Source organism: Flavobacterium myungsuense, from assembly GCF_042677265.1.
GTDB classification, from domain to species: domain Bacteria; phylum Bacteroidota; class Bacteroidia; order Flavobacteriales; family Flavobacteriaceae; genus Flavobacterium; species Flavobacterium myungsuense.
The window spans coordinates 83,251-110,118 of the sequence record NZ_JBHTIZ010000005.1 but is presented as its reverse complement, the minus strand read 5'-3'; the positions used below and the strand labels follow the sequence as shown (position 1 = coordinate 110,118).

The 26,868-nt window shown below is 33.2% G+C and carries 27 protein-coding genes; 18 read left to right on the top strand and 9 right to left on the bottom strand.

Translation table 11 applies throughout. The features are described from left to right. The first annotated feature begins 51 nt into the window (after positions 1-51). The 11 genes from ACFQ0S_RS00935 to ACFQ0S_RS00885 all read left to right on the top strand — a co-directional run bounded on the left by ACFQ0S_RS00935 (position 52) and on the right by ACFQ0S_RS00885 (position 9,003). On the top strand, positions 52-630 hold the full coding sequence (locus ACFQ0S_RS00935; protein WP_379755389.1) for a nucleotide exchange factor GrpE: 579 nt from the start codon (positions 52-54) through the stop codon (positions 628-630). A gap of 50 nt (positions 631-680) precedes the next feature. After that, positions 681-1,793 (top strand): molecular chaperone DnaJ, encoded by a 1,113-nt coding sequence (dnaJ, locus tag ACFQ0S_RS00930; RefSeq protein WP_379755392.1) that lies wholly within the window; start codon positions 681-683, stop codon positions 1,791-1,793. Positions 1,794-2,051: 258 nt separating this feature from the next. After that, the gene (locus ACFQ0S_RS00925; protein WP_379755395.1) at positions 2,052-2,972 is read left to right on the top strand and encodes an ABC transporter ATP-binding protein; all 921 of its coding nucleotides are present in this window, start codon (positions 2,052-2,054) and stop codon (positions 2,970-2,972) included. Further along, on the top strand, positions 2,972-4,279 hold the full coding sequence (locus ACFQ0S_RS00920; protein ID WP_379755398.1) for an ABC transporter permease: 1,308 nt from the start codon (positions 2,972-2,974) through the stop codon (positions 4,277-4,279). The genes ACFQ0S_RS00925 and ACFQ0S_RS00920 overlap by 1 nt, the downstream gene beginning before the upstream one ends. Positions 4,280-4,338: 59 nt before the next feature. Next, positions 4,339-4,848, top strand: coding sequence for a hypothetical protein (locus ACFQ0S_RS00915; RefSeq protein ID WP_379755401.1), 510 nt, complete (start codon positions 4,339-4,341; stop codon positions 4,846-4,848). A gap of 151 nt (positions 4,849-4,999) precedes the next feature. Continuing rightward, positions 5,000-6,163: a sigma-54-dependent transcriptional regulator gene (locus tag ACFQ0S_RS00910; protein WP_379755404.1), complete on the top strand. Its 1,164-nt coding sequence runs from the start codon at positions 5,000-5,002 to the stop codon at positions 6,161-6,163. Positions 6,164-6,387: 224 nt separating this feature from the next. Further along, complete coding sequence (locus ACFQ0S_RS00905) at positions 6,388-7,038, top strand: DEAD/DEAH box helicase (protein WP_379755407.1); 651 nt, start codon at positions 6,388-6,390, stop codon at positions 7,036-7,038. A gap of 226 nt (positions 7,039-7,264) precedes the next feature. Beyond that, a complete protein-coding gene (locus ACFQ0S_RS00900; RefSeq protein WP_379755410.1) occupies positions 7,265-7,480 on the top strand; it encodes a putative signal transducing protein in 216 nt (71 codons plus the stop codon). Between the two features lie 30 nt (positions 7,481-7,510). After that, positions 7,511-8,314, top strand: a complete 804-nt coding sequence (locus ACFQ0S_RS00895; protein ID WP_379755413.1) for a Cof-type HAD-IIB family hydrolase — start codon at positions 7,511-7,513, stop codon at positions 8,312-8,314. A 93-nt stretch (positions 8,315-8,407) separates the two neighbouring features. Continuing rightward, positions 8,408-8,650: a type II toxin-antitoxin system HicA family toxin gene (locus ACFQ0S_RS00890; protein WP_379755416.1), complete on the top strand. Its 243-nt coding sequence runs from the start codon at positions 8,408-8,410 to the stop codon at positions 8,648-8,650. 2 nt (positions 8,651-8,652) lie between these two features. Next, entirely contained in the window at positions 8,653-9,003 is a 351-nt protein-coding gene (locus tag ACFQ0S_RS00885; protein ID WP_379755419.1) for a type II toxin-antitoxin system HicB family antitoxin, read from the top strand. Between the two features lie 16 nt (positions 9,004-9,019). Here ACFQ0S_RS00885 and ACFQ0S_RS13440 read toward each other — a convergent pair whose 3' ends face one another. Further along, complete coding sequence (locus ACFQ0S_RS13440) at positions 9,020-9,109, bottom strand: hypothetical protein (protein ID WP_449267401.1); 90 nt, start codon at positions 9,107-9,109, stop codon at positions 9,020-9,022. Between the two features lie 306 nt (positions 9,110-9,415). Between ACFQ0S_RS13440 and ACFQ0S_RS00880 the strand changes: the two genes are divergently transcribed. Beyond that, positions 9,416-11,050 carry an ABC-F family ATP-binding cassette domain-containing protein gene (locus ACFQ0S_RS00880; RefSeq protein WP_379755422.1) on the top strand — a complete coding sequence of 545 codons (1,635 nt, stop codon included), beginning with the start codon at positions 9,416-9,418 and terminating at the stop codon, positions 11,048-11,050. A gap of 27 nt (positions 11,051-11,077) precedes the next feature. Here the strand turns inward: ACFQ0S_RS00880 and ACFQ0S_RS00875 are convergent, their stop codons facing one another. Then, on the bottom strand, positions 11,078-11,917 hold the full coding sequence (locus ACFQ0S_RS00875; RefSeq protein ID WP_379755425.1) for a DUF6929 family protein: 840 nt from the start codon (positions 11,915-11,917) through the stop codon (positions 11,078-11,080). Between the two features lie 169 nt (positions 11,918-12,086). On the opposite strand from ACFQ0S_RS00875, the gene ACFQ0S_RS00870 reads away from it, so the two are divergent. The 4 genes from ACFQ0S_RS00870 to ACFQ0S_RS00855 all read left to right on the top strand — a co-directional run bounded on the left by ACFQ0S_RS00870 (position 12,087) and on the right by ACFQ0S_RS00855 (position 15,839). Further along, positions 12,087-12,965, top strand: coding sequence for a PPK2 family polyphosphate kinase (locus tag ACFQ0S_RS00870; RefSeq protein ID WP_379755428.1), 879 nt, complete (start codon positions 12,087-12,089; stop codon positions 12,963-12,965). A 189-nt stretch (positions 12,966-13,154) separates the two neighbouring features. Then, on the top strand, positions 13,155-14,537 hold the full coding sequence (locus ACFQ0S_RS00865) for an MATE family efflux transporter (RefSeq protein WP_379755431.1): 1,383 nt from the start codon (positions 13,155-13,157) through the stop codon (positions 14,535-14,537). A gap of 58 nt (positions 14,538-14,595) precedes the next feature. Next, positions 14,596-15,504 (top strand): prohibitin family protein, encoded by a 909-nt coding sequence (locus ACFQ0S_RS00860; protein ID WP_379755434.1) that lies wholly within the window; start codon positions 14,596-14,598, stop codon positions 15,502-15,504. A 104-nt stretch (positions 15,505-15,608) separates the two neighbouring features. Then, complete coding sequence (locus ACFQ0S_RS00855) at positions 15,609-15,839, top strand: hypothetical protein (RefSeq protein WP_379755437.1); 231 nt, start codon at positions 15,609-15,611, stop codon at positions 15,837-15,839. A gap of 54 nt (positions 15,840-15,893) precedes the next feature. Here ACFQ0S_RS00855 and meaB read toward each other — a convergent pair whose 3' ends face one another. Next, a complete protein-coding gene (meaB, locus tag ACFQ0S_RS00850; RefSeq protein WP_379755440.1) occupies positions 15,894-16,982 on the bottom strand; it encodes a methylmalonyl Co-A mutase-associated GTPase MeaB in 1,089 nt (362 codons plus the stop codon). A 130-nt stretch (positions 16,983-17,112) separates the two neighbouring features. On the opposite strand from meaB, the gene ACFQ0S_RS00845 reads away from it, so the two are divergent. Beyond that, positions 17,113-18,024, top strand: coding sequence for an AEC family transporter (locus ACFQ0S_RS00845; protein ID WP_379755443.1), 912 nt, complete (start codon positions 17,113-17,115; stop codon positions 18,022-18,024). Between the two features lie 238 nt (positions 18,025-18,262). Then, the gene (locus tag ACFQ0S_RS00840) at positions 18,263-19,672 is read left to right on the top strand and encodes an FAD-binding oxidoreductase (protein ID WP_379755446.1); all 1,410 of its coding nucleotides are present in this window, start codon (positions 18,263-18,265) and stop codon (positions 19,670-19,672) included. A gap of 378 nt (positions 19,673-20,050) precedes the next feature. On the opposite strand, the gene ACFQ0S_RS00835 is transcribed toward ACFQ0S_RS00840, so the two are convergent. From ACFQ0S_RS00835 to ACFQ0S_RS00810, 6 genes are all read right to left on the bottom strand, one after another. Then, positions 20,051-20,632, bottom strand: a complete 582-nt coding sequence (locus ACFQ0S_RS00835) for a hypothetical protein (RefSeq protein ID WP_379755449.1) — start codon at positions 20,630-20,632, stop codon at positions 20,051-20,053. Positions 20,633-20,732: 100 nt separating this feature from the next. Further along, entirely contained in the window at positions 20,733-24,086 is a 3,354-nt protein-coding gene (secA, locus tag ACFQ0S_RS00830; RefSeq protein WP_379755452.1) for a preprotein translocase subunit SecA, read from the bottom strand. A 90-nt stretch (positions 24,087-24,176) separates the two neighbouring features. Next, positions 24,177-24,398 carry a DUF2795 domain-containing protein gene (locus ACFQ0S_RS00825; RefSeq protein ID WP_007138072.1) on the bottom strand — a complete coding sequence of 74 codons (222 nt, stop codon included), beginning with the start codon at positions 24,396-24,398 and terminating at the stop codon, positions 24,177-24,179. A gap of 155 nt (positions 24,399-24,553) precedes the next feature. After that, entirely contained in the window at positions 24,554-25,123 is a 570-nt protein-coding gene (locus ACFQ0S_RS00820) for a cob(I)yrinic acid a,c-diamide adenosyltransferase (RefSeq protein WP_379755455.1), read from the bottom strand. 64 nt (positions 25,124-25,187) lie between these two features. After that, a complete protein-coding gene (locus ACFQ0S_RS00815; protein ID WP_379755657.1) occupies positions 25,188-25,874 on the bottom strand; it encodes an ABC transporter ATP-binding protein in 687 nt (228 codons plus the stop codon). A 136-nt stretch (positions 25,875-26,010) separates the two neighbouring features. After that, on the bottom strand, positions 26,011-26,802 hold the full coding sequence (locus tag ACFQ0S_RS00810) for a class I SAM-dependent methyltransferase (protein WP_379755458.1): 792 nt from the start codon (positions 26,800-26,802) through the stop codon (positions 26,011-26,013). Positions 26,803-26,868 lie beyond the last annotated feature (66 nt).

The following is a 26,868-nucleotide window of genomic DNA, read 5'->3' as shown; positions in this document are numbered from 1 at the left end:
ACAATTTGGCATTTTATAAGAAATGGCAGTAATTTTGTTATTAAGAAAAAAATGAAATTCAAAAATATATTCAAAAATAAAAGCAAAATGACCACTGAAAATACAGAACAAGATCAGGAAATAGACGATGCTACATTAGAAATGAACGCCAACGGAGAGCAACTTATAGTTGAAGAATTGCCCCTAGAAGAGCAGTTAGCGCAAGATTTAGCTAAAGAAAAAGACAAATTTTTGAGACTTTTTGCTGAATTTGAAAATTATAAAAGACGAACTGCCAAAGAACGTTTAGATTTATTTAAAACTGCCAACCAAGAAGTATTACAAGCCATGTTGCCTGTAATGGATGATTTTGATAGAGCTTTAGCAGAAATCAAAAAATCAGAGGATGACGTTTTATTGAAAGGTGTAGAGCTTATTCATGAAAAATTAAAAAATACTTTAAATTCTAAAGGATTAGAGGAGGTTGAAATAAAAGCTGGAGATATATTTAATGCCGATTTTGCTGAAGCTATTACACAAATTCCTGCGCCATCACCTAATTTCAAAGGAAAAATTGTAGACGTTTTAGAAAAAGGATATAAGTTGGGCGACAAAATCATCCGTTTTCCAAAAGTGGTTATCGGACAATAACAGTTCAATTTTTAGAACAATTTTAGACTGTTCTCATTATAATTTACAACATGAAAAAAGATTTTTACGAAATATTAGGTATTACTAAAAATGCTACCGAAGCTGAAATTAAAAAAGCCTACCGAAAAAAGGCTATCGAATTTCATCCTGACAAAAACCCAGGAAATGCAGCTGCTGAAGAAAGTTTTAAAGCAGCAGCCGAAGCTTATGAAATTTTAAGTGATCCTCAAAAAAAAGCCAAATACGACCAGTACGGACATCAAGCATTTGAGAATGGTGGAGGTGGAGGTTACAGTGGTGGCGGTATGAATATGGATGATATCTTCAGTCAATTTGGAGATATATTTGGAGGTGCTTTTGGCGGAGGCGGATTTGGCGGAGGCGGTGGCCAACGAAGAATGAAAGGAAGTAACCTTCGTATAAAAGTGAAACTAACTTTAGAGGAAATTGCTAATGGTGTCGAGAAAAAAGTAAAAGTTAAAAGAAAAGTTCAAGCTCAAGGCGTTTCTTATAAAACATGTTCTACCTGTAACGGTCAGGGTCAAGTAATGCGAGTAACAAATACGATTTTAGGTCGTATGCAATCAGCATCAACATGTCCTACCTGTGGTGGATCAGGACAAATATTGGATAAAAAACCCGCAAATGCTGACTCTCAAGGAATGCTTTTAGAAGAAGAAACCGTTTCTATAAAAATTCCATCCGGCGTGGTTGATGGGATGCAACTTAAAGTGTCTAACAAAGGAAATGATGCTCCTGGAAATGGTATTCCTGGTGATTTGATAGTCGCTATTGAAGAGTTAGAACACGAATTCTTAAAACGTGAAGGTGAGAATTTACATTACGATTTATACATTAGTTTCTCTGAAGCTGTTCTAGGAATTTCAAAAGACATAGAAGCCGTAAACGGAAAAGTGAGAATAAAATTAGAAGAAGGAATCCAATCCGGTAAAATCTTACGATTAAAAGGAAAAGGAATTCCAAATATAAATGGTTACGGAAATGGCGATTTATTAGTACATGTAAATGTTTGGACTCCCAAAACGCTCAATAAAGATCAAAAACAATTTTTCGAGAGCAATCTTTCAGATGAGAATTTTGTTCCTCATCCAGAAAAAACAGATAAATCCTTCTTTGAGAAAGTAAAAGATATGTTCTCATAATTTAAATGATATAGTTATATTTGAGTTTTTACTAGGTAACTAGTAAATTTTTCAAAGCAATTTTTTTCCCATCCTTGTGTAAAAATTAGGGTGGGTTTTTTGTAACTATTTTTTACAAATCACTACTAATTTACGTACTTTTACGCATTGTAAAAGCAATAACAATCTCAATATCTAAAATCAATTCCAATTAATATTCCAAATTAAATTTGTCATTAAAATTGTTATTGAAATTGATGCTGAAATTCAATTAAATATATGAGTAATATACTTGAAGTTAACAATGTCCTCAAGAAATATGGTGACTACGTTGCTCTTAACGAAGTTTCCCTTACCGTTCCTCAAGGAAGTATTTATGGACTTCTCGGTCCTAATGGAGCAGGAAAAACATCTCTAATCAGAATTATCAATCAAATCACTTTACCTGATAGTGGTGAAATCATTCTTGATGGAGCAATTCTAAAACCACAAGATGTTATATATATTGGGTACATGCCAGAAGAGCGGGGTTTGTATAAATCAATGAAAGTTGGGGAGCAATGTTTGTATTTGGCACAACTCAAAGGATTGTCAAAACATGATGCTAAAACACAATTGGATTATTGGTTTGACAGACTAGGAATTCAAGGTTGGTGGGATAAAAAAATTCAGGAACTTTCTAAAGGAATGGCACAAAAAATTCAGTTTGTGGTTACTGTTTTACACAAACCTAAATTGCTTATTCTTGATGAACCATTTTCTGGATTTGACCCAGTAAATGCTAATTTGATAAAAGATGAAATTATCAAATTGAACAAACAAGGCACTTCTGTAATTTTTTCGACACATCGAATGGAAAGCGTGGAAGAAATGTGCGACCATATTGCATTAATCCATAAATCGAATAAGTTGATTGAAGGTAAATTGACAGATGTAAAAAAACAATTCCGAACCAACAGCTATGAAGTTGGGATTTTAAGTGACAATATTGAAGGGTTGATGTACGATTTGTCACAAAAATTCACCCTTTCTCAAACCGATTTCAAGTCGTTAAATGACGAATTAAAATTAGAAATAAACCTTGGAACCGCAACACCAAATGAGTTGTTGAATACGTTAATTCAACGTGGGCAAGTCACTCATTTTATGGAGAAAATCCCAAGCGTAAACGATATTTTCATTAAAACAGTAAGTGAATAATGAGTAAATTATTACTAATCATAAAAAGAGAATTTATTGCCAAAGTTCGCAATAAATCATTCATTGTAATGACTTTTTTAAGTCCGTTACTATTTGTCGGAATTGGTGCTTTCGTCGGCTATTTAAGTACTATGAAAGCTGATCTAAAAACCATCGCCATTCACGATCCTATTGGAAAGTTTGTCAAAGAGTTTAAAAACGATGAGCAATATAGGTATCTGGACTTGTCGGTTTTGGATGTCAAAATTCTAAAAGACAGCATCATGAATGATAGTTACGAAGGACTTTTAGTAATTCCAAATGATACCAATTCTGTTTCTTTACAAAAAAATATTCAATATATTTCAAATGACAGTCCTGGAGTACTATTTATTGAAGGGTTAGAACAAACTATTGCAAAAAAAATAACTGCTGAAAATTTTCAAAAAGAGGGTTTAGACACTTTAAAAATTAATCAAGCTAAAGCCGATGTTACTATAAAACTGAACAAATCCTCTGGCGAAACTGCGCTTAAAGGATTAAACGAAATCAAAATCGGAATTGGTGGTGCCTTTGGATATCTTATCATGATGTTCATCATTATTTATGGAAATATGGTCATGAGAAGTGTTATTGAAGAAAAAACTTCTCGAATTATTGAGATTATTATTTCATCGGTAAAACCATTCCAATTAATGATGGGTAAAATTATTGGCACATCATTAGCAGGAATTTTGCAGTTTTTAATTTGGGCAATTCTCGGAATGTCGGCTATGTTTATTATTTCTTCTGTTTTTGGCGTTCAGATGGGATCTGGGTCTGGAATGCAAACTCAGGATGCATTGAAAACGGCACAAAGCGCTATGGGAAGTGATATTCAGATGTATATTAAAGAATTATGGAATCTTCCAATTGCAACAATTTTGATTTCATTCATTATTTATTTCGTAGGAGGTTACTTTTTATACAGTTCGTTCTACGCCTCTATTGGTGCAGCAGTCGATAATGAAACCGATTCGCAACAATTTCTTTTGCCCATCATTATGCCTTTAATCTTGGGTGTTTACATCGGATTTTTTACCGTCATGAATGATCCACACGGAACAATTGCCACCGTATTTTCCATGATTCCATTAACATCTCCAATTGTTATGATGATGCGAATTCCGTTTGGCGTACCTTTGTGGCAAATAGTCATTTCTGTACTGCTTCTTTTTGCAACCTTCTTTTTTGTTGTATGGTTTGCCTCAAAAATATACAGAATTGGTATATTGATGTATGGAAAAAAACCAACATGGAAAGAATTGTATAGATGGCTTAAATATTAATGAATTGGTTAATCGATTTTACAAATAAACAGTTATAGGGAATTTTTAAACCAGATGTGATGAATAGAACTATCTTATTAATGATTTTTATTTTAGTTTCATGTCAGAAGGAAACTAAGAATCTAGCTCCAAAAGATAAAAATGGAAATAGAATATTCTACAACGAAATTCAAATTTTGGAATACTCTCAAAATGAGTATATAAATGGCAAAAAAGTAGACTATATCATTATTGACACATCTTGTTTGAGTCAAAAAAAGAAGGCTATAGCAGATATTGAAAATAATAATCTTACTTATTTTGCCGCCCCAACCTTTGAGTTTGATGAGATAGCTCCACTTTTAAGAAAATATAATCTGAAGACAGAGCCTTATCTTAGCAGCTGTTTAGTATTTGGTAGATTTGGTAAGAATTGTTATGAAAAAGAAATGATTGAAGAAGTTAACCGTAGATATGGAGAAAAATTCTTTGATTCAATAAGAAACGTTGCAAGAAAAAATTATATCATAAAACATCCAAATGAAAGGTTAAGGGAAAACGGCCGGGATGTAGCCGACATATACAAATAAAAAAACTGCATATAAAAGCCGTTCAAGAAATGGCGAAAAATGTGCAAAATTCACATTTTTCTTTAGCAAGAATTTTTATCTTATTGGAAAATATGCAGTTACGAAGTTTGCCACTTAATTAAGGACCTGAACTTAAACGAATAAACAACAAATGAGTAGAATACTAATCATAGAAGACGAAGCTGCTATCCGAAGGGTATTAACAAAAATACTTTCGGAAGAAAGCGATACCTATATTGTTGAAGATGCAGAAGATGGAATTCAAGGTTTAGAAAGAATCAAAAACAACGATTATGACCTTGTTTTGTGCGACATAAAAATGCCAAAAATGGACGGAGTGGAGTTACTCGAAGCTGTTAAAAAAATTAAACCTGAGATTCCAATGGTTATGATTTCTGGTCATGGCGATATGGAAACGGCTATTCAAACGATGCGTCTAGGGGCTTTTGATTATATTTCGAAACCGCCAGATTTGAATAGGTTATTGAATACAGTACGTAATGCTTTAGACAAAAAACAATTGGTTGTAGAGAACAAAATTCTCAAGAAAAAAGTCAGTAAAAATTACGAAATGATCGGCGATAGCGAAGCCATCAATCACATTAAACTAATGATTGAAAAAGTAGCTAAAACCGAAGCTAGAGTTTTAATTACTGGACCAAACGGAACAGGAAAAGAACTTGTTGCTCATCAATTGCATGAAAAAAGTGAAAGAGCAAATCATCCGTTGATTGAGGTAAATTGTGCCGCAATTCCATCTGAACTAATTGAAAGCGAATTATTCGGACACGTGAAAGGTGCTTTTACATCTGCGGTTAGAGATCGAGCAGGTAAATTTGAAGCGGCTGACAAAGGAACCATATTTTTAGATGAAATAGGTGATATGAGTTTATCGGCTCAGGCCAAAGTGTTGAGAGCTTTACAAGAAAGTATGATTACTCGGGTAGGAGCAGATAAAGATATAAAAGTAGATGTTCGTGTGGTTGCTGCAACCAATAAAAATTTAAAAGTTGAAATTGCTGAAGGTCGTTTCCGAGAGGATTTATACCATCGTTTGGCAGTAATTTTAATAAAAGTTCCAGCATTAAATGACAGAAGAGACGATATTCCGTTATTGATAGAACATTTCACTGAGAAAATAGCCACAGAGCAAGGAATTGTACCAAAATCATTTTCTAGTCAAGCTATTACTTTATTGCAGGAATACGATTGGACAGGAAATATCCGAGAATTACGAAATGTAGTAGAGCGATTAATTATTCTTGGTGGCAACGAAATTTCAGAAAATGATGTGCAATTGTTTGCCAGTAAATAATATTCAATTTATAAAAATTTAGAATGAAGAGAAAGAGGAAAATTTTATTTTTTGTACTATTGATAATAATTATATTTTTCGGGTTTAAATTATTTCGATTTATTCAAATAGATAAATGTTTAGATAAAAGTGGAAGTTGGGATTATGAAAAATGTGAATGTGTTAATATATAATTTTATTGGTTTTAAATCCTAAATCCTAAATCTAAAATCCTAAATCAGAAAATGAAATTAAAAAAAATAAATTCAAATCTTCAAAAAGCACTAATTGAAATCGGTTTAACCGAAGCCAATGATTTGCAGCAAGAAACATTTTCTACTTTAAAAAGCGGAGCCGATTGTATCATTATTTCACCAAAAGGTAGCGGAAAAACAACTACAATTGTAATCAATGTGATTCAGCAATTAGTTGCCGAAGGAGAAGAATCGCCACGTGCATTAATCATTGTAGAAGATAAAGCTAAAGTTTTAGAGATGGAAATGCTTTTTGAAAATATAGGAAGTGAAACCAATTTGCGAGTGTATGGCGTTCATGACAAAGGCGATATGGAATACGATAAAAATTATATTTCCACAGGAATAGATGTCTTGATTGGAACTCCTAATAAGTTAAGTGAAATGTTCACCACAGCTGGTTATAATGTCAACCGATTAAAAATTTTCATTTTAGATGATGCAGATCCTATTTTGAAGCAGCGTCATGAAACTAAAATCATGCGGATTTCAAATAGTATAATAAAAACGCAACGCATTATTTTTTCAGAGCAACTTACGGAGCGAATAGAAGTTTTGGCTGAAAAAATGTTGGTAGAACCTTTTTTATTCGACATGGAATATGACGATGAAGAAATAGAAGAAGACGAAGACGAAGAGTAATAACATCAGTTAGATTTTTTACTTTCTTAACTACATAGAAATATAGAATAAGAGCTTTTACAGAAAATAAATTTTAAAACATAGTTCTTTGTTGTCTATAAATATAGCGAAGCTTCTTTTAACAATTTTTAAAATCTATGTTTCTATGTGGTAAAAAATCAAAATACAATAGTAACAGAACTTAGGTTAATTAGTTTTTCAATTTTAAACTTTAAACAAAAATAGTATGGGATTAATGAAAGTGTTTTCAGGAAGCGAAATTTTAGCGCAAGCCTTACAACAAAAACTGGAATCAATAGGTTTAGAAATAGTGATTAGAAACAACAATCAATCGAATGTTTTACCTAGTATTACTAACACAAAAGCAGTTGAATTATTTATTCAAGAAACCGATTTTGGGAAGGCGAACCCAGTTATTGAGGAGTTTAGGATGAGTATATAAGTTAGAATACAATTTTAAGTGGTAAACAGAATGAAATACAAAATGCTAGTGGTAGATATGGACGACACTTTGTTGACCGATGACCATAATATTTCAAATGAGAATAAGGAAATGCTTTTAAAAGCACAGGAAATGGGTGTTTATGTAGTTTTAGCATCGGGTAGGCCAACATCAGCCATGATTGAATATGCTAGAGAATTGCAATGTCATATCAATAATTCCTTTATGATTTCTTTCAACGGTTCAACGATTACCGACTTAAAAGAGGATAAAATACTTTTTGAACACGCTTTATCTAAAGAACAAATTCATTCCATTTACGATTTCAGTCAGCAAAACAATACGCACATCATCACTTATTTAGATGGCAAAATCATCAGCGAAAGGAATTCAGAATATATTGATATCGAAAGTACAATTACGGGGTTAGAATTGGTGATTGTTCCAAGTTTTAAAGATGCAGTAACCACATCGGCAGTAAAATGCCTTTTATTAGAAGAACCAAGCTTTCTTAAAAGTGTTGAAACTTTACTAAAAACGGCAATGCCCGATTTGAGTGTTTGCATGTCGAAACCCTTTTTTCTGGAAGCTGCTCCTAACGGGGTTGACAAAGGAGCTGCCATTCAAATTTTGGCTAAAAAACTAAATATTCATCAAAGCGAAATCATTGCTGTTGGAAATGCAGGAAATGATTTGACAATGATACAATATGCAGGATTAGGCGTTTGGGTTGATAATGCTGAAGCTGAATTACTTGAATTTGGAGATGTAATTGTAGCTTCAAATAATAATCACGGTGTTGCTGAAGTGGTGAGGCGATTTATTTTGGATTAATAATTATATCCAACAGATAATTGGTAATAAAACTATGATAAATTGTGCAACTAAATATTAGTTGCGTAATTAAAATAAAAACAATATTTTTGTATGAGTAAATTAGAAAAGCTAGTTGAAAAATTAAAATCAAAACCTAAAGATTTTTCTTGGGATGAGATGGTAAAAGTTTTGAAACATTATGGTTACGAACAAACTGCTCAAGGAAAAACAGGCGGTTCTAGACGAAAGTTTATCAATGAAAATAAACAAATAATAAGTTTGCACGAGCCACATCCTCAAAAAGTGTTGAAAGCATATCAATTAGATTTGATTATAGAACATTTAAATTTATAATGATGAAAAATTATTTAGAATACAAAGGATATTTAGGAACTGTAGAGTTTTCTGCTGAAGACAAAGTGTTTTTTGGCAAAATTCGAGGTATTAATGATTTAGTAACCTTTGAAGGAACTACTGTAGAAGAACTTTCTACTGCTTTTGAAGAAGCTGTTACAGATTATTTAGAAACGTGCAAGGCTTTAAATAAAGCTCCTGACAAGGTTTTTAAAGGTTCTTTCAATGTAAGAATTTCTCAAGAATTACACAAAAAAACAGCACTTTTAGCATCTAAAAAAGGGTTGAATTTGAATGAAGTTATAAAAGTAGCCTTATCTTATATTGTCTCACACGAAGAGGTTTTGAATTAATATTATACTAATATTACTATTTATACAAACCCAAAGTAGCCTCTAATTTCCCCTTTATTTCCTCATGCAAACTTTTAGGTTCTAAAACTTTTACTTCCGCTCCCATAGAGAGTAACTAAAGGCTCCGCAAAGTCTCTGACTTTGAGGCCCTGTTTCTAAGTCTTTGACTGTATTACTAAAAGCTTTACAAATAGGAATTTGCTTTATTGTCTTGCATTAAGGTCACTGACCTTTTATCGTATCCCTAAAATCACAGACTTAGCGACGAAAAGGGGTTACTTGAATTTGGAGATGTAATTGTAGCTTCAAATAATAATCATGGTGTTGCTGAAGTGGTGAGGCGATTTATATTAAATTAATCTATATTTGCGCCTTCAAAAATCTAAGAAGTCTAAAATTCTAAAAATCTAAAATGATTACAGTAAACGATATCTCCGTACAATTTGGCGGAACCACTTTATTTAGCGATGTTTCTTTTGCCATCAACGAAAATGATAAAATTGCCTTGATGGGCAAGAATGGTGCAGGAAAATCGACACTTCTTAAGATTATTGCAGGACAAAGCAAACCTTCAACTGGAAATATATCTGCACCAAAAGAAGCGGTTATTGCTTATTTGCCTCAGCATTTATTAACTAAAGACGGCGCAACGGTTGTTGAAGAAGCCTCAAAAGCCTTTGGTGAAATCTTTAAAATGAAAGCCGAAATTGACGAAATCAACGAACAATTAACCATTCGCACGGATTATGAAAGTGATGCTTACATGAAATTGATTGAGCGCGTTTCTGATTTGAGTGAGAAATTCTACGCCATTGAAGAAGTAAATTATGAAGCTGAAGTAGAAAAAATCTTAATTGGTTTGGGTTTTGTTCGGGAGGATTTCACACGTCAAACATCTGAGTTTTCTGGAGGTTGGAGGATGCGAATTGAGTTAGCCAAAATTCTTTTGCAAAAACCCGATTTGATTTTGCTTGATGAGCCAACGAATCACATGGACATTGAAAGTATTCAATGGCTGGAAGATTTCTTGATTAATGCAGCGAAAGCGGTGGTAGTCATTTCGCACGATAGAGCCTTTGTAGATAATATTACTAATCGTACTATTGAAGTCACTATGGGAAGAATTTACGACTACAAAGCCAAATACTCTCATTATCTCGAACTTCGAAAAGATCGTCGCATGCACCAACAAAAAGCATACGACGAACAACAAAAAATGATTGCAGATAATCAAGCATTTATTGATCGTTTCAAAGGTACTTTTTCTAAAACAGATGCCGTGCAATCTCGTGTTAAGATGCTAGAAAAATTGGTAATTGTTGAAGTAGATGAGGTAGACACATCGGCATTAAAATTAAAATTTCCACCTGCTGTTCGCTCAGGACAATATCCTGTTGTTGTTAAAGATTTGGAAAAATCTTACGGAGATCATTTGATTTTTAAAGATGCTAATATTGTAATTGAACGTGGTGATAAAGTAGCGTTTGTAGGAAAAAATGGTGAAGGAAAATCGACAATGATTAAAGCCATCATGAAAGAAATTGATATCAATGGTGGAAGTGTTGAAATTGGCCATAACGCACAAATTGGTTATTTTGCTCAAAATCAAGCCTCGCTTTTAGATGAAAACGGAACTATTTTTTCTACAATAGATGATATAGCTGTGGGTGATGTTCGTACGAAAATTAAAGACATTTTAGGCGCATTTATGTTTCATGGAGATGATGTAACTAAGAAAGTAAAAGTACTTTCTGGTGGTGAAAAAACGCGTTTGGCAATGATTAAATTACTATTAGAGCCAGTTAATTTATTAATTCTTGACGAACCTTCGAATCACTTGGATATGAAGACTAAAGATATCATAAAAGAGGCGCTACGTGATTTTGATGGAACACTAATATTAGTTTCTCACGACCGTGATTTTCTGGACGGTTTGGCCACTAAAGTTTTCGAATTTGGAAACAAACGTGTCAAAGAGCATTTTGAAGATATTGCTGGTTTTCTTGCTCATAAAAAGATGGAAAACTTGAGAGAGATTGAGAAGTAGTTTTATTTCAAAATAAAGGAACTTTTATTATTCACTAATATCTATTTTCAATTTATAAATACTAGAAACTAATTCCTCAGTATCATTATCTTCACAAACAAGAAATTCTATTTGGTCTTCCGATTTTTGATACAAAGTAATTCCTTCCAATTTTTTGGTTTTTGTAATTGTTTTAGTAAAATCTATTTTCATAGTATTGATGTCTATGCTACCAATGATGCTGCCTAGAACTTCGCCATCATCATAGGTTGAGGCGGTGTCTTCGGCAGATGCTAAGAAATATATTTTGTCATCAACCAAAATAGCATCAGTAAAACTAGTGCGAACACCTTTAATTTTTGGTAATTTAAAATCGGTTGAAACTATTGAATAATTATTGCTAAGGTTTTTTCCGTTAATCGTAAAAACAACATTTTTAGTTTTCTCTCCGTTACCACGATTGAATAAAAACCAACGTTCGCCATCGAAAATTGCGCCTTCTAGATTAAAATCTTCTGATTTTATTTTGCCGAAATGTTGCATTGCTAGATATAAATCCTCCAGATTAGTAGTGTTAACCACTTGCTTTGTTGTTGCATCAATTTGAATCATTTTGTTTCTGTTTTCAGTCGATCCAGAACCAAAAACATAAATTTGGTCTTGAAAACAAGTAATGGCTTCAAAGTCATTTTTGTCTTTTTTAGGCGTATTTTCTAATGGTTGTTCAACAAGTGGAATTCGTTTTAAATTTTTAGAGTTTATGGTATATTCGTATAGAAAGCCACTGTTGTCGCCTATCACTAATAATGTATTGTCTTTGTAGATCAGTCCAGATGCCGAACCAATTCCGATGATTTGACACAGTAACTCAAGTGTAAATTTTTCCATAAAAGTATTTTGAAAACCAAAAGCCTAGCCCTGATGGCAGCGGCATCCTTTTTTTTGGCTTGGTTTTGCGAGGAACGAAGCAATCAAGCCAACAAAAAGAGATAGCGAACAGCAGGAATATGCTTCAAATAATGATTAAATTTGAAGTGATAAATATAAATTATTTTTTATGAACTCTATTAATCCTGATGATTTTAAAGTAACGAAATCTATTCGCCTTTCAGAAATTCCAACTAATTTGTTTATTGACTCTAGTGATGCAGACAAAGAGGAGAAGTTAGACAAAGTGCAGCTTAAACTCAGTGCATTGCAAGATGTGATGTATGCTCACAATAAATACGGCGTGCTAATTTGTTTGCAAGGCATGGACACTTCTGGGAAAGATAGTTTGATTCGGGAAGTTTTTAAGGAGTTTAACCCTAGAGGAGTTGTGGTGCATAGTTTTAAAACGCCCAATTCGACAGAATTAGAGCATGATTATTTATGGCGGCATTATTTGGCTTTACCAGAAAAAGGGAAATTTGCGGTTTTTAATAGAACGCATTATGAAAATGTTTTGGTAACACGGGTGCATCCTGAATATATTTTGAATGAAAATTTACCTGGAATACTTTCGGTAGATGATATTAAACCAGAATTCTGGAAAAATCGTTTTGAACAAATTAATAATTTTGAAAACCATTTAACGCAAAATGGAACGATTGTTTTGAAGTTTTACTTTCACATGAGTAAAGAGGAGCAACGCAAACGCTTATTGCGACGATTAGAAGAAGTAGAACATCATTGGAAATTTTCGGCAGGCGATTTAAAAGAACGTGAGCATTGGGAGGAGTATATGAAGTATTATGAAGAGGCAATAAATACGACTTCGAAGGAAAATGCTCCTTGGTATATTATTCCTGCTGACGATAAAGAAATGGCACGTTATATTGTGGCTAAAATTATTTGGGAAGAAATGCAAAAACATACAGATATAAAAGAGCCTGAGTTAGACGAAAAAGCTAAAGCAAATTTTGACGAATATAAAAAGATGCTTCAAAAGCAATAATTTCAATGACAATGAGAAAAGAATAACGAAAAGAAAAAGAAAAAAAATGATTTTGGCGAATTATTGAAATAGCTATAAATTTTCCATTGCTATTGCCATTGAAATTGCTATTGCCATTTCCATTTCCTTTGTCATTGAAATTGAAATTCCCGTCTATTTACGCTATCTTCGCCAATTGAAAAAAGCAAAGTGAATTTATCTCAATACACCAAAGAATTCTCCTATAATTTAAAGTTAGCCTATCCTGTAATTCTAGGAATGTTGGGGCATACCATGATAGGAATTGTCGATAATTTTATGGTGGGTAATTTAGGTTCTACCGAATTAGCGGCAGCATCGTTAGGCAATAGTTTTATTTTTATTGCTATGTCTATAGGAATTGGTTTCTCGACCGCCATTACGCCACTAACAGCTGAAGCGGATGCTGAAAAAGACGATAAAAAAATACGTTCTACTTTTCACCACGGATTGTTGTTGTGCATTGTTTTAGGTGTTTCTTTGTTTATTCTCACGGTGCTATCCAAACAAATCATGTACTTAATGCACCAACCCAAAGCAGTTGCTGATTTAGCAGCTCCGTATATCGATTGGGTAGCTTTTTCATTAATTCCAGTAATTATTTTTCAAGGATACAAGCAGTTTGCCGATGGTTTATCTCAAACAAAATATTCGATGTATGCTATTTTTATGGCAAATGTGGTTCATATTTTTTTTAATTATGTTTTGATTTATGGTATTTGGATTTTTCCAAAATTAGGTATTTTGGGAGCCGCTTTAGGTACCGTTATTTCAAGAATTATGATGGTGGTTTTTTTACATTTTCTATTGAGAAAAAATTCAAAATTTAAAAGATACTTTAAAAATTTTAGTTTCAAAGAAATTCGTAAAACGATGCTTAAAAAAATTATCAATTTAGGATTGCCTTCGGCCATGCAAATGTTGTTTGAAGTAGCTTTGTTTACCGTGGCTATATGGCTATCGGGTTCGTTGGGTAAAAATAGTCAAGCAGCAAATCAAATAGCGCTCGTTTTAGCATCTACTACTTTTATGGTGGCAATGGGTTTGAGTGTTACCGCCATGATTCGAGTAAGTTATGTTAAAGGGTCACACGACTATAAAGGTCTTATTGTCATTGCTAGATCCATATTTTTATTGACAATTATTTTAGAAACAGTATTTGCATTATTTTTTATGATTTCGCACAATTATTTACCGCATTTATTTTTAAACATGTCTGATGCTTCACAAGCTATAGACAATGGCGAGATTATAGCTATTGCTTCAAAATTACTGTTAATTGTTGCCATTTTTCAAATTTCTGACGGAATTCAAGTAGTAGTTTTAGGTGCTTTAAGAGGACTGCAAGATGTAAAAATTCCTATGTACATTACATTTGTAGCCTATTGGATTATAGGATTTCCTATCTCTTTTTATTTAGGTAAGTATACAAATTTACAAGCAATAGGAATATGGATTGGTCTTTTGGCAGGGCTCTCGTCTGCGGCTTTATTTTTGTATATTCGCTTTGCGAGATTGACTAAAAAATTAGTTTTACAAAATCAAAATAAATAAAGTGTAACTAAAAGTGTTTTCTATCGTATAATAAGCATACCAATTTAAATATAAAAAAATGATAGTATTTATTATTCTAGGTTTTATTTTAATGATTTTGAGTTTTACCCTAAAAAGCAATGTAAGCAATCCGCTTTCAAAATTTGCAGGAACTCTTAAAATTGTCGGGTTTTTAATGATTGTTTTGAGCTTGTTTTCGTCGATGTTCAAACAAATAAATGCGGGGAATGTAGGGGTAAAGTCACTATATGGTAGCGTACAACCTGACATTCTCGAAAGCGGATTGCATATTATAAACCCGCTTTTAGATATTACTAATTTTGATATTCAAACTCAAAATTATACCATGTCGGCTATACACGCAGAAGGTGCTCAAGAAGGTGATGATGCGATAAGAGTACTGTCAAATGACGGATTGGAAGTCGTTATTGACTTAACCGTTTTATACCGAGTAACTCCAAATGATGCTCCTAAAATTTTTAAACAAATTGGAGAGGATTATACCGATAAAATTGTTCGTCCCGTAACTAGAACACGTATTCGTGACAACGCTGTTTATTATGACGCTGTTGCTTTATATTCCACTAAAAGAGAGGAATTTCAACAACGAATTTTTAAAAGTATTGAAAATGATTTTAAAAGGAGAGGTTTGATTTTGGAGCAATTGTTAATTAGAAACATTAATCTTCCCGCATCGGTAAAAACAACTATCGAAAGTAAAATAAATGCGGAGCAAGATGCTCAAAAAATGACTTTTGTATTGCAAAAAGAAAAGCAAGAAGCCGAAAGAAAGCGAGTTGAAGCACAAGGAATTGCTGATTATCAAAGAATTATTTCAACAGGATTAACCGATAAACAATTGCAATACGAACAAATAAAAGCACAGAAAGAAATTGCCACTTCTCCTAATACTAAAATTATTTTTATGGGTAAAGGAAGTGCACCAGTGATTCTTTCTGATAAATAAAAAAAAGACTTTTAGAGAATAGAAAAAAGAATAAAGACTTGCAGTAAGTTGAGTTTTTTTATCTTTATTCTATGCTCTATTTTCTAACATCTAAATTTTTAAAAATGGAATTACCAAAATTTTTACTAGGCGACAACACTGATTTCCCTGAAGATATTTTCATCATTCACCTAGATTACCCAAGATTTATCATCAATCTAAAAGACGATGAAGTCGAGTTTATGGAAGAAGCCGAAGATCTCGATGAAGCCGAATTGAATGCCGAAATGGAAGGACTCATTGTTCTTGCCAATGAATTTTATGACCGAGAAATGGAACGATACGAGAAAGAGTAAGTTTAGACTATTTTCTTCACTTATGAAATTCGTTTGAATTTGTTCAATTCGTGTTTAGCATTTAAAATACTTTTCCAACAACAATTGAGCCGCTGCAAAAGGTGAAATTTCATCGGTTGAAATTGCTTTTTTTATAGCTATTAAGGCTGTTTTTATTGCAGTATTGTTGTAAAAATTAGCCTTTAATTGCTCATTTATAGTTTCTAGCAACCAAAATTGGTTTTGTTCCTTGCGATTTTCATGGAAATAATTATGCTCTTGAGTAATTTCTAAAAACTGCGCAATCATTTTCCAAACTTCAGGAATTCCTTCTTGAGTAATAGCACTACAAGTAGAAACTGTCGGCGTCCAACCCGATTTTTTTGCAGGAAAAAGATGCAATGCTCTGTTGAATGCTGTTTTGGCTAAGTTTGCTTTTTTAATATTATCGCCATCTGCTTTATTGATGACAATGGCATCTGCCATTTCCATAATGCCGCGTTTAATACCTTGTAATTCATCTCCAGCACCAGAAATTTTTAAAAGCAAAAAGAAATCTACCATGCTATGAACCGCCGTTTCGCTTTGGCCCACACCAACGGTTTCTATAATAATAGTGTCAAATCCTGCGGCTTCGCAAAGTGTAATGGTTTCACGTGTTTTTCGGGCAACTCCACCAAGAGTCTCTCCAGAAGCAGAAGGTCGAATATAGGCGTTTTTATCTTTTACCAATTCCTCCATTCTGGTTTTATCCCCCAAAATACTTCCGTGACTAATCGTACTACTGGGATCAACGGCAAGAACGGCTACTTTTTTACCTAAACCGGTTAAATATTTTCCAAAAGCTTCTATAAAAGTGCTTTTTCCAACACCAGGAACACCGGTAATTCCTATTCGAACGGACTTGTTAGCGTGAGGTAAACAAGCATTTATAACTTCATTTGCTTTCTCCACATGTGCGACGTTAGTGCTTTCTATCAAAGTAATCGCCCGACTTAAAGCGGTAACATTTCCATTCAATATGCCATCAACCAACTCTTTTGAAGTAGGTTGAACTTTTCTAAATTGCTGAATCTCATTCACAACACTAGAACTAATACTTTCAGGTGGAGGAATTCCAGCTTTTTCGAGAAGTGCGCTTGTATGTACTTTTTTATTTGCCAAAAGTGAGTTTTTAAAAGTAAAAGTAATGAAAACAAAAACAGTATTATTTAAAATTTAATAGAATATTGTTATGAAATTTTGTTCTTGACCAAACATTTTAAAGAGTATTTTTGTCATTCGATTTTAAACTATGGAAAACATTATCCTTATTTTTTTCTGCTTGCTCCTTGGAATTATATTGCAAAGAGCAAAAGATTTCCCTATTAATAGTTATAAAACACTTAATCAATTTATTATCTATGTGGCATTGCCCGCATTGGTACTATTTTATATTCCAAAAATTAAAATTAATTCGACCTTATTATTTCCTCTTGGTATTGCTTGGATTGGATTTATACTCTCTTTCATTTTTTTCTATTTCATCGGAAAAAGACTGGGTTGGTCTAATAAACTCATAGGTTGTTTGATACTAACTGCTGGACTTGGAAATACGTCTTTCGTTGGTTTTCCTATCATTCAGGCTTTATATGGCGATGAAGGTCTGAAAACGGCCATTATTATTGATCAGCCTGGAACTTTTGTGGTTTTGACTACTTTCGGAATTATAACCGCTACTTTTTTTTCGAGAGGGAAACCAAGTTTTAGATTAATCATGTCAAAAATGTTACTTTTTCCACCATTTGTTGCAACAGTTTTTGCTTGTATATTGAATCTGTTAAATGTTGATTTCCCAATAGAATTGCAATCGGTTTTTCAAAAGTTAGGAAGCACGATTACACCAATTGCTTTGGTTGCTGTAGGCTTGCAATTGACGATTGATAGAAGGAGTAAGCATTGGGGATTTTTAGCATTGGGATTATTTTTTAAGTTAATGATTACACCCGCTTTTTTTTATCTTTTTTATAAAATTATTCTTCATGGTAAAGGGTTAGAAATCGATGTTTCAATTATGGAATCAGCCATGGCACCAATGATTACAGGAACTATTTTAGCTGCAAATTACGGGTTAAAACCAAAATTAAGTACAATGATGATTGGTATTGGAATTCCTATGTCGTTTATTACGTTGGCATTTTGGTATTGGATTTTAATCACATTTTAAATTTTTATTACTGTCCGCTAAGCAGACTAAATTTTCAGGAAATAAAAACTTTGCCACGAATTACACTAATTATCACTAATTTTTTAAAAATTATAACAGGAATTCGTGCCAATTTGTGTAATTCGTGGCTGAAATAATTAATTGGTATTCGTAACGCTAGTTATTTTAATTTTTTGCCATTTCTATAGTTGTAATACTCTGTAAAAAATACTAATTTCACATTTCAAAAATGTTAATGATGATTACCGAAATATCACCTGAAATTCACAATAAACTGCTTCAAATTGTTGGAGATTCCTATGTCTTTTCAGATCAAGAAACTAGAAACCATTATGGTCACGACGAAACGGAAGATTATGTTTTTCCGCCTAATGTGGTAGTAAAACCTGCGAATGCTTTCGAGATTTCTGAAATTATGAAATTGGCCAACGAGTATAAAATTCCAGTGACACCAATCGGAGGTCGAACAGGTTTGAGTGGTGGCGCTTTGAGTATTCATAAAGGAATTGGGCTATCAACAGAACGACTGAATAAAATTCTAGAAATAGACGAACGCAATCTTCAGGTAACTACAGAACCAGCAGTAATTACTCAAGTTTTAAGAGAAGCTGTTGCCGAAAAAAATCTTTTTTATCCACCTGATCCAAGCAGTCAAGGAAGTTGTTGGATTGGAGGTAACGTTGCAGAAAATGCTGGTGGTGCACGAGCTGTAAAATATGGGGTTACGAAGGATTATGTCTTGAATTTAGAAGTGGTGTTACCCAATGGAGAAATCATTTGGACAGGAGCCAATACTTTAAAAAATTCGACGGGATACAATCTTACGCAGTTAATGGTCGGAAGCGAAGGAACACTGGGGATCATCACAAAAATTGTGATGAAATTATTGCCAAGAAATTCACATAATGTGCTCATGTTAGTTCCTTTTTATAAAGCTAATGAAGCTTGCGAAGCGGTTTCAGCAATTTTTAGAGCAGGAATTGTTCCAAGTGCTTTAGAGTTTATGGAGCGTGATGCTATTGATTGGACTTTGCAATTTGTAGAAGGATTGAATGTGCAAGTTCCTGATGCAATTCAAGCGCATTTATTAATAGAAGTCGATGGCAATTATCCTGATATTTTATTTCAGGAAGCTGAAAAAATAATGACTGTTGTAGAGCAATTTCAAATTGATGAAGTGCTTTTTGCAGATACTGAAGATCAAAAAAATGCACTTTGGAAAATGCGTCGTAGTGTTGCCGAAGCGGTAAAAGCAAATTCGATTTACAAAGAAGAAGATACGGTTGTACCAAGGTACGAATTACCAAAATTACTAACAGGAATTAAACAAATTGGAAATAAATACGGATTTAAATCCGTTTGTTATGGTCATGCTGGTGATGGAAACCTTCATGTAAATATCATTAAAGGGGATATGACGGATGAAAATTGGAATACCGAAGTAACTAAAGGAATTCGTGAAATTTTTGAATTAACCGTTTCTTTAAAAGGTACTTTATCAGGGGAGCACGGTATTGGCTTTGTTCAGAAAAATTATATGGATATTGCTTTCAGTAAAGCGCAATTGCAATTGATGAAAGGAATAAAATCGGTTTTTGACCCTAATGGAATTTTAAATCCAGGGAAAATTTTTCCAGATAGTTTGTAAAAAAGTGTTTTAACCTAACTTAGTAGGTTTTATAAAATAAAGACTTTTAGTTAAATAAATAAAAAAACCATTAATAGAATTAAGATTTGTTAAGTTATAATTGCTTAATGAATCTTTATTCTCTTAATGGTTTAAAGTTTTAAATTTAAAACCAAAAATTCGTGTCAAAATCATAAAAAGTACCGAATAGGTACTTCTTTTAATCTCTTTTAGGTGTATTTTTTTTATCTCTCTTTTCAGCTTTTTTCTCTTTTGCCGTTTTTAGAGGTTCTTTTTTTACGGTTTTCTTTGCGTCTTGACTTTTAGCCATGATATTTGTTTTAAAGTTAGTTTTTAGAATCTATTGAAGTAAAGATAATTATTATTTTTTTGGTTCTTTTAAAATCCTAATTCTTTTTTTGTGTTTTCACTGAAAAGGGCTTTAAAAATTTCCCTTTGCGATGAATCATCAAAGTTAAAGAACTTCCAATCCTTACTTGTCGTTTCGTCAGCAATAGCAACCAATTTTGAGATTCGTTTTACATTAATGCTATTGCGTTTAGGTTCAAAAAAAACCTCTTTAGTAGAATTATTCTCTTTCAGCCAATTGACTTTTTTTACAGCGGTATCATTGTCGAGTTTGTTTTCAAAAAAATAACGAATTGGATTTCTATAAGTAATGACGCAAAATGTTTTGCCTTCAATTTTTTTTATTTCTGAATACTGAAAAACAGGCGTTACTAATTCTAATCGCATTCTAAATTCATCATTCTGATAATCAGAATCGAGTTTGTTGAGCATGGCATTTTTGCCGCCAAGAGTTTCAACAATTTTCGGATAGGTTAGGTTTACGATGGTGTCAAAATCCATAGTATAATTTGCATCATAGATTTTCTTGGTAGCTACTTTCAGTTTCTCTATAGTTTGAGAAAAAGAGGTCAAACTACAAAGTAGCAATAGCAAAATTATTTTTGTTTTCATGATTTTTGATTTATTCAAATATAAAAAAAATCCTCAACTACTTTCGCAATTGAGGATTGTTATTTTAGAGTGCTCCTTCGTCTAAATGACAAAAAAAGAATTAGTCATTCACAATAATCCATTCACCAGAATGCAACATGCTTTCTGCTTTTTTGTATTTCATGGTATCGGTTTTACCACTCATAACATGTTTAATCGTTACCGTATCGTTTCTGTTGATTTTTGGCATTTCTCTAACGATGGTTTCCGTAACTTGGCGTTGTTGGGTGTTTCCGGCTTCACGATTTTGTTCTGCTAGCGTATCGCTATTTGGCACTTCGTCTTTACTGGTTTTATAATTTTCTTTTACCTTAACTTGTTTTGCTTCTTGAATAGCCGGTGCATTTTGTGCTGGTAAATCGCCTTTAAATAAAAAGGAAATTACTTCTTTATTCACCCCATTTAGCATAGAACTGAATAATTTGAATGCTTCAAATTTATAAATAAGCAACGGGTCTTTTTGTTCATGAACCGCTAATTGAACCGATTGTTTCAATTCGTCCATTTTACGCAAGTGTTTTTTCCAAGCTTCATCAACAATGGCTAAGGTGATGTTTTTTTCAAAATCGGCAATCAATTGTTTTCCGTTGGTTTCATAAGCTTTTTTCAAGTCAGTTACTACATTCAACGATTTGATTCCGTCAGTAAAAGGAACTACAATACGTTCGAACTGATTGGTTTTGTCTTCGTAAACATTTTTTATAATTGGAAAAGCTTCTCTTGCACTTCGCTCTGTTTTTTCGGTGTAGAATTCTAAAGCTACTTTGTACACTTTACCAGTCAATTCCATGTCAGATAGTTTTTCAAATTCACTTTCTGAAACAGGAGACGTAATGGAGAAATAGCGAATCAATTCAAATTCAAAATTTTTGAAATCTTTCGCTTGTTTGTTTGCCTCAACAATAACCTCACAAGTGTCATACATCATGTTGGCAATATCTACTTTTAGACGTTCTCCGTGCAAAGCATGACGACGGCGTTTATAAACCACTTCACGTTGTGCATTCATTACATCATCATATTCTAACAAACGTTTACGTGTTCCGAAGTTATTCTCTTCTACTTTTTTCTGAGCACGCTCTATCGATTTGGTCATCATCGAATGTTGAATCACTTCGCCTTCTTTCAATCCCATTCTATCCATTACTTTAGCGACTCTTTCTGATCCAAAAAGACGCATCAAGTTGTCTTCTAGTGAAACATAAAATTGTGAACTTCCTACATCACCTTGACGACCAGCACGACCACGCAACTGTCTGTCTACACGACGAGAATCGTGACGCTCAGTACCTACAATGGCCAGTCCGCCTGCTGCTTTTACTTCTGGAGATAATTTAATATCCGTTCCACGTCCCGCCATATTGGTGGCAATGGTTACGACTCCAGCTTTTCCAGCTTCTTCTACAATTTGAGCTTCTTGTTTGTGCATTTTCGCATTCAATACGTTGTGAGGAACACCACGCATTTTTAACATTCGGCTTAGTAATTCAGAGATTTCTACTGATGTTGTTCCAATTAAAACAGGACGACCTGCATTGGATAATTCGCTTACATCTTCAATAACTGCATTGAATTTTTCACGAGTCGTTTTATAAATGAAATCTTCTTTATCGGCTCTTGCCATAGGACGATTGGTAGGGATTTCTACTACGTCTAATTTGTATATTTCCCAAAGTTCACCAGCTTCTGTTACCGCAGTTCCAGTCATACCAGCTAGTTTGCTGTACATTCTGAAATAATTCTGTAAAGTTACGGTTGCAAAAGTTTGGGTTGCAGCTTCAATTTTTACATTTTCTTTAGCTTCAATAGCTTGGTGTAATCCATCAGAATAACGACGACCATCCATTATACGCCCTGTTTGTTCATCGACAATTAAAATTTTATTGTCCATGATTACATACTCGACATCTTTTTCAAAAAGGGTGTAGGCTTTTAGCAATTGCGTTAAAGTATGAATACGTTCGCTTTTGATAGAGAAATCTTGAAACAATTTTTCTTTTTCTTCGGCTTCTTCATCTTTGCTTAACGCTAATTTTTCTATTCTGGCAATTTCAGTTCCAATGTCTGGCAAAATAAAGAAATTTCCACCAGTATCGTTTGAAAGGAATTTAATTCCGTTATCAGACAATTCAACTTGATTGTTTTTCTCTTCAATCACAAAATACAAGGCTTCGTCAACAAGGTGCATGTCGCGATTGTTGTCTTGCATGTATTGATTTTCTGTTTTTTGAAGTAACTGTTTGATGCCTTCTTCACTCAAAAATTTAATTAAAGCTTTGTTTTTAGGTAAAGCTCTGTAGGCTCTCAATAAATTAAAACCACCATCTTTAGTATTTCCTTCTTTAACCAAACGTTTGGCTTCAGTCAAAAATCCGTTAGCCAATTGTCTTTGAAGACTTACTAAATTTTCGATTTTTGGTTTCAATTCATTAAATTCGTGGCGATCTCCTTGAGGAACAGGGCCAGAAATAATTAATGGTGTTCTCGCATCATCAATCAAAACCGAATCGACTTCATCAACAATAGCAAAATTGTGCTTTCTCTGCACCAAATCTTCTGGTGAGTGCGCCATATTATCTCTTAAATAATCAAAGCCAAATTCGTTATTGGTACCGTAAGTAATATCAGCTTCGTAGGCTTTACGTCTGTCATCTGAATTGGGTTGGTGATTGTCAATACAGTCAACCGTCATTCCATGAAATTCAAATAATGGCGCTTTCCAAGTACTATCACGTTTCGCCAAATAGTCGTTTACGGTTACTAAATGTACTCCGTTTCCGGTTAGAGCGTTTAGATATAATGGTAATGTAGCTACTAACGTTTTTCCTTCACCAGTTTGCATTTCAGCTACTTTTCCTTCGTGCAATACCATACCGCCAATTAATTGAACGTCATAATGCACCATGTCCCAAGTAATTTGTTTCCCGGCAGCATTCCAAGAATTTGCCCAAACTGCGGTGTCACCAACGATATTGATGTATGATTTTGTAGCAGAAAGTTCTCTATCCTTTGGGGTTGCTGTAACTACGAGTTGAGTGTTTTCTTTGAATCGTTTTGCAGTTTCTTTAATGACCGCAAAAGCCTCAGGAAGAATTTCTCCTAATGTTTTTTCAGAAATATCGTAGGCTTCTTTTTCGAGCGCATCAATAGCGGCGTAAATATCTTCTCTTTTGTCGATATCTTCAACCAGTTCAACTTCGTTTTTTAAAGCATCAATTTTAGCATCTTTTTCAGCTCGAGCTAACTTAATTTTTTCTTTAAACTGAATCGTTTTTGCTCTTAATTCATCGTTAGATAAATTTCCTAAGATACTTTCAAGTGCTTTAATTTTATTGACATTTCCTTGTAAAGCTTTTACATCTTTTTGAGATTTATCTCCTACAAAAACTTTTATGATACTATTTATGAAACTCATGATGGTTGTATAATTTCTTAATTGATAAGGTGTGCAAATTTAAACAAAAAAAAAGCCTCAACTGAGACTTTTATTGGTTTTAATATTTTTTTAATATTCATCCTCATTCCAAAGGTAGTCTTCGTCTGTTGGATAATCCGGCCAAATTTCTTCCATCGATTCATATATCTCGCCTTCGTCTTCTATAGATTGAAGATTTTCCACTACTTCTAGTGGTGCTCCAGCTCTAATTGCGTAGTCAATAAGCTCATCTTTGTTAGCCGGCCAAGGCGCATCGCTCAAATAGGATGCTAATTCTAATGTCCAATACATCTTATTTTGATTTTAATTTATGCAAAAATAATTTTTTTACTCAAAAAGTCAAGTAAAATTTGATTTATTTTAATAATAAAGTTAAGAACGTGTTTTTATTAAGGATTTGGAGTTTTTAATTTAAGATTTTTGTAATACAAAAACTATAAAAATTCCTATTTCCTCGGAATCCATTTTACTTCATCTGCTTTCAAATCATGAGACAACTTTCGTGCCAGTACAAAAAGATAGTCAGAAAGACGGTTAAGATACTTAATTGCGTTTCCTGCAACGGGTTCGTTATGGTCTAAATGCACCGCTAAACGTTCTGCTCTTCGGCAAACACATCGAGCAATATGACAATATGACACAGTTGTATGTCCGCCGGGTAAGACAAAATGAGTCATTGGCGGAAGCGCTTCTTCCATAACATCGATTTCGTTTTCTAAAAGTTCGATATCAGTTTCTACAATTCCAAGATTTTTAAGACGCAATTCTCCGTTTTTTAAAACTTCTTTTTCAGGTGGAGTAGCCAGAATTGCACCTACGGTAAAAAGGCGATCCTGAATTTCTATAAGAATATCTTTATAATGGGCATTCATCTCTTGGTCTCTAATTAACCCTATATGCGAATTTAATTCATCTACAGTTCCATAACTCTCTATTCTAATATGATCTTTAGGAACTCTTGTTCCTCCAAAAAGAGCTGTGGTGCCGGTATCTCCTGTTTTTGTATATACTTTCATTCTATATAATTTTTGATTTGAGATTTTTGATTTAGGAATTATTTAGAATAATCTGAAATCAAAATCATTTTGTGGTGTCGCTTTCAATCAATCCGTCTCGTAATCGAATGATTCTATTGGCATAAGCAGCAATTTCTTCCTCGTGTGTAACTAAAATTACAGTATTTCCTAATTTATGAATATCGCCAAATAATTTCATGATTTCGTTTGATGTTTTGCTGTCTAAATTACCGGTTGGTTCATCGGCTAAAATAATTGAAGGTCGGTTTACCAGAGCTCTGGCAATGGCTACACGTTGGCGTTGTCCTCCAGAAAGTTGGTTGGGTTGGTGATCCATTCTATCAGCTAAATTGACTTGTTCAAGAACTTCTTTTGCGCGAATAATTCTTTCTGATTTAGAGTAGCCAGCATAAATCATTGGTAGTGCCACATTATTTAATGCAGTTGTTCTAGGCATTAAATTAAAAGTTTGAAAAACGAAACCTATTTCTTTATTCCGAATTTCTGCCAATTCATCATCATGCATTTGGCTTACATCTTTATTATTTAGAATATAGCTTCCTGAAGTAGCAGTATCTAAGCATCCTAAAATATTCATCAAAGTCGATTTTCCTGAACCTGAAGGCCCCATTAATGCGACATATTCTCCTTTGTTTATTTCTAAATCAATACCTTTAAGTACATATACGATTTCGTTTCCAAGAACAAAATCTCGTTTAATGTTAGTTATTTTTATTAAAGGTTGACTTATCATCTCGTTAGATTTTAAAATGTAAATATAAGTATCGTTTTTAAATATAACGTTACAAATTTAGGTATAAAGTTCAACTAGTTTAAATAGAAATTGGCAAGTTTACGAAGAAGAAAGGAGTTATTTTTAATAAATATTAAACTCGAATCACAAAATGTTCTTTTTCTTGCTCGATTCTAAAAAATACAATTCCCCACTGAAAAGTATCAATAGTTACTGTAACTTTTGAATGTTGTTTAATAATTCCCCAAGCTTCTTCCATTTCAGATGACCAATGAATATCATCAAAAATCCAAATACTTTCATTGGTAATGGTTGGTAATAAAAGTTCAAAATAATCTAGTGTGGCTTTTTTGGAATGATTGCCATCGAAGTAGATTAGTTTCGGGTTTAGAGTTTCGGGTTTCAGGTTTTCGAGATAGCTTGAAAATTCTGCATTTACACAATCAATAGTATTGAAGTTGAATTTTTGCAATTCCAATTGACATTGATTCATTGTATTTGGGCAACCTTCTACCGTTTTAATTTTTGCTTTTGTCCCGAAGTTTCGCGATCCCAAGGCTAGGGCAGAGGTTGCTAATCCAAGTGAAGTGCCTATTTCTAAAATAAAATTTAGTTGAAAATACCTGACAATTCTAAACAATAATTGAGCTCTTTTTTCTGAAATTCCTGCTGTTTTTGCAATTTTAGAGATTTGTCTTTTGTTGCTTTTGAAAATTTTTGAACCAGCACCAAAATCAGTTACTTCAATATAATTTTTATTTTCTAAAAGTGATTTTCTGTAGTTTTTTAGAATTGAGTATTCAGAATACTTTTTTTTATCATAGAAACATTTGGTAACCAAATCAAACACAAATGGAGAATGCACTCCATGTTCGTTTTTGGAGTTCCAAAGAAATTTTAAATATGATTTTATACTATGAAACATCAAATCTGAATTACTTCGTCAGTTCGAGCAAAGCTCTCGGGTCAAAAATCGTTAATCTTCATTCAA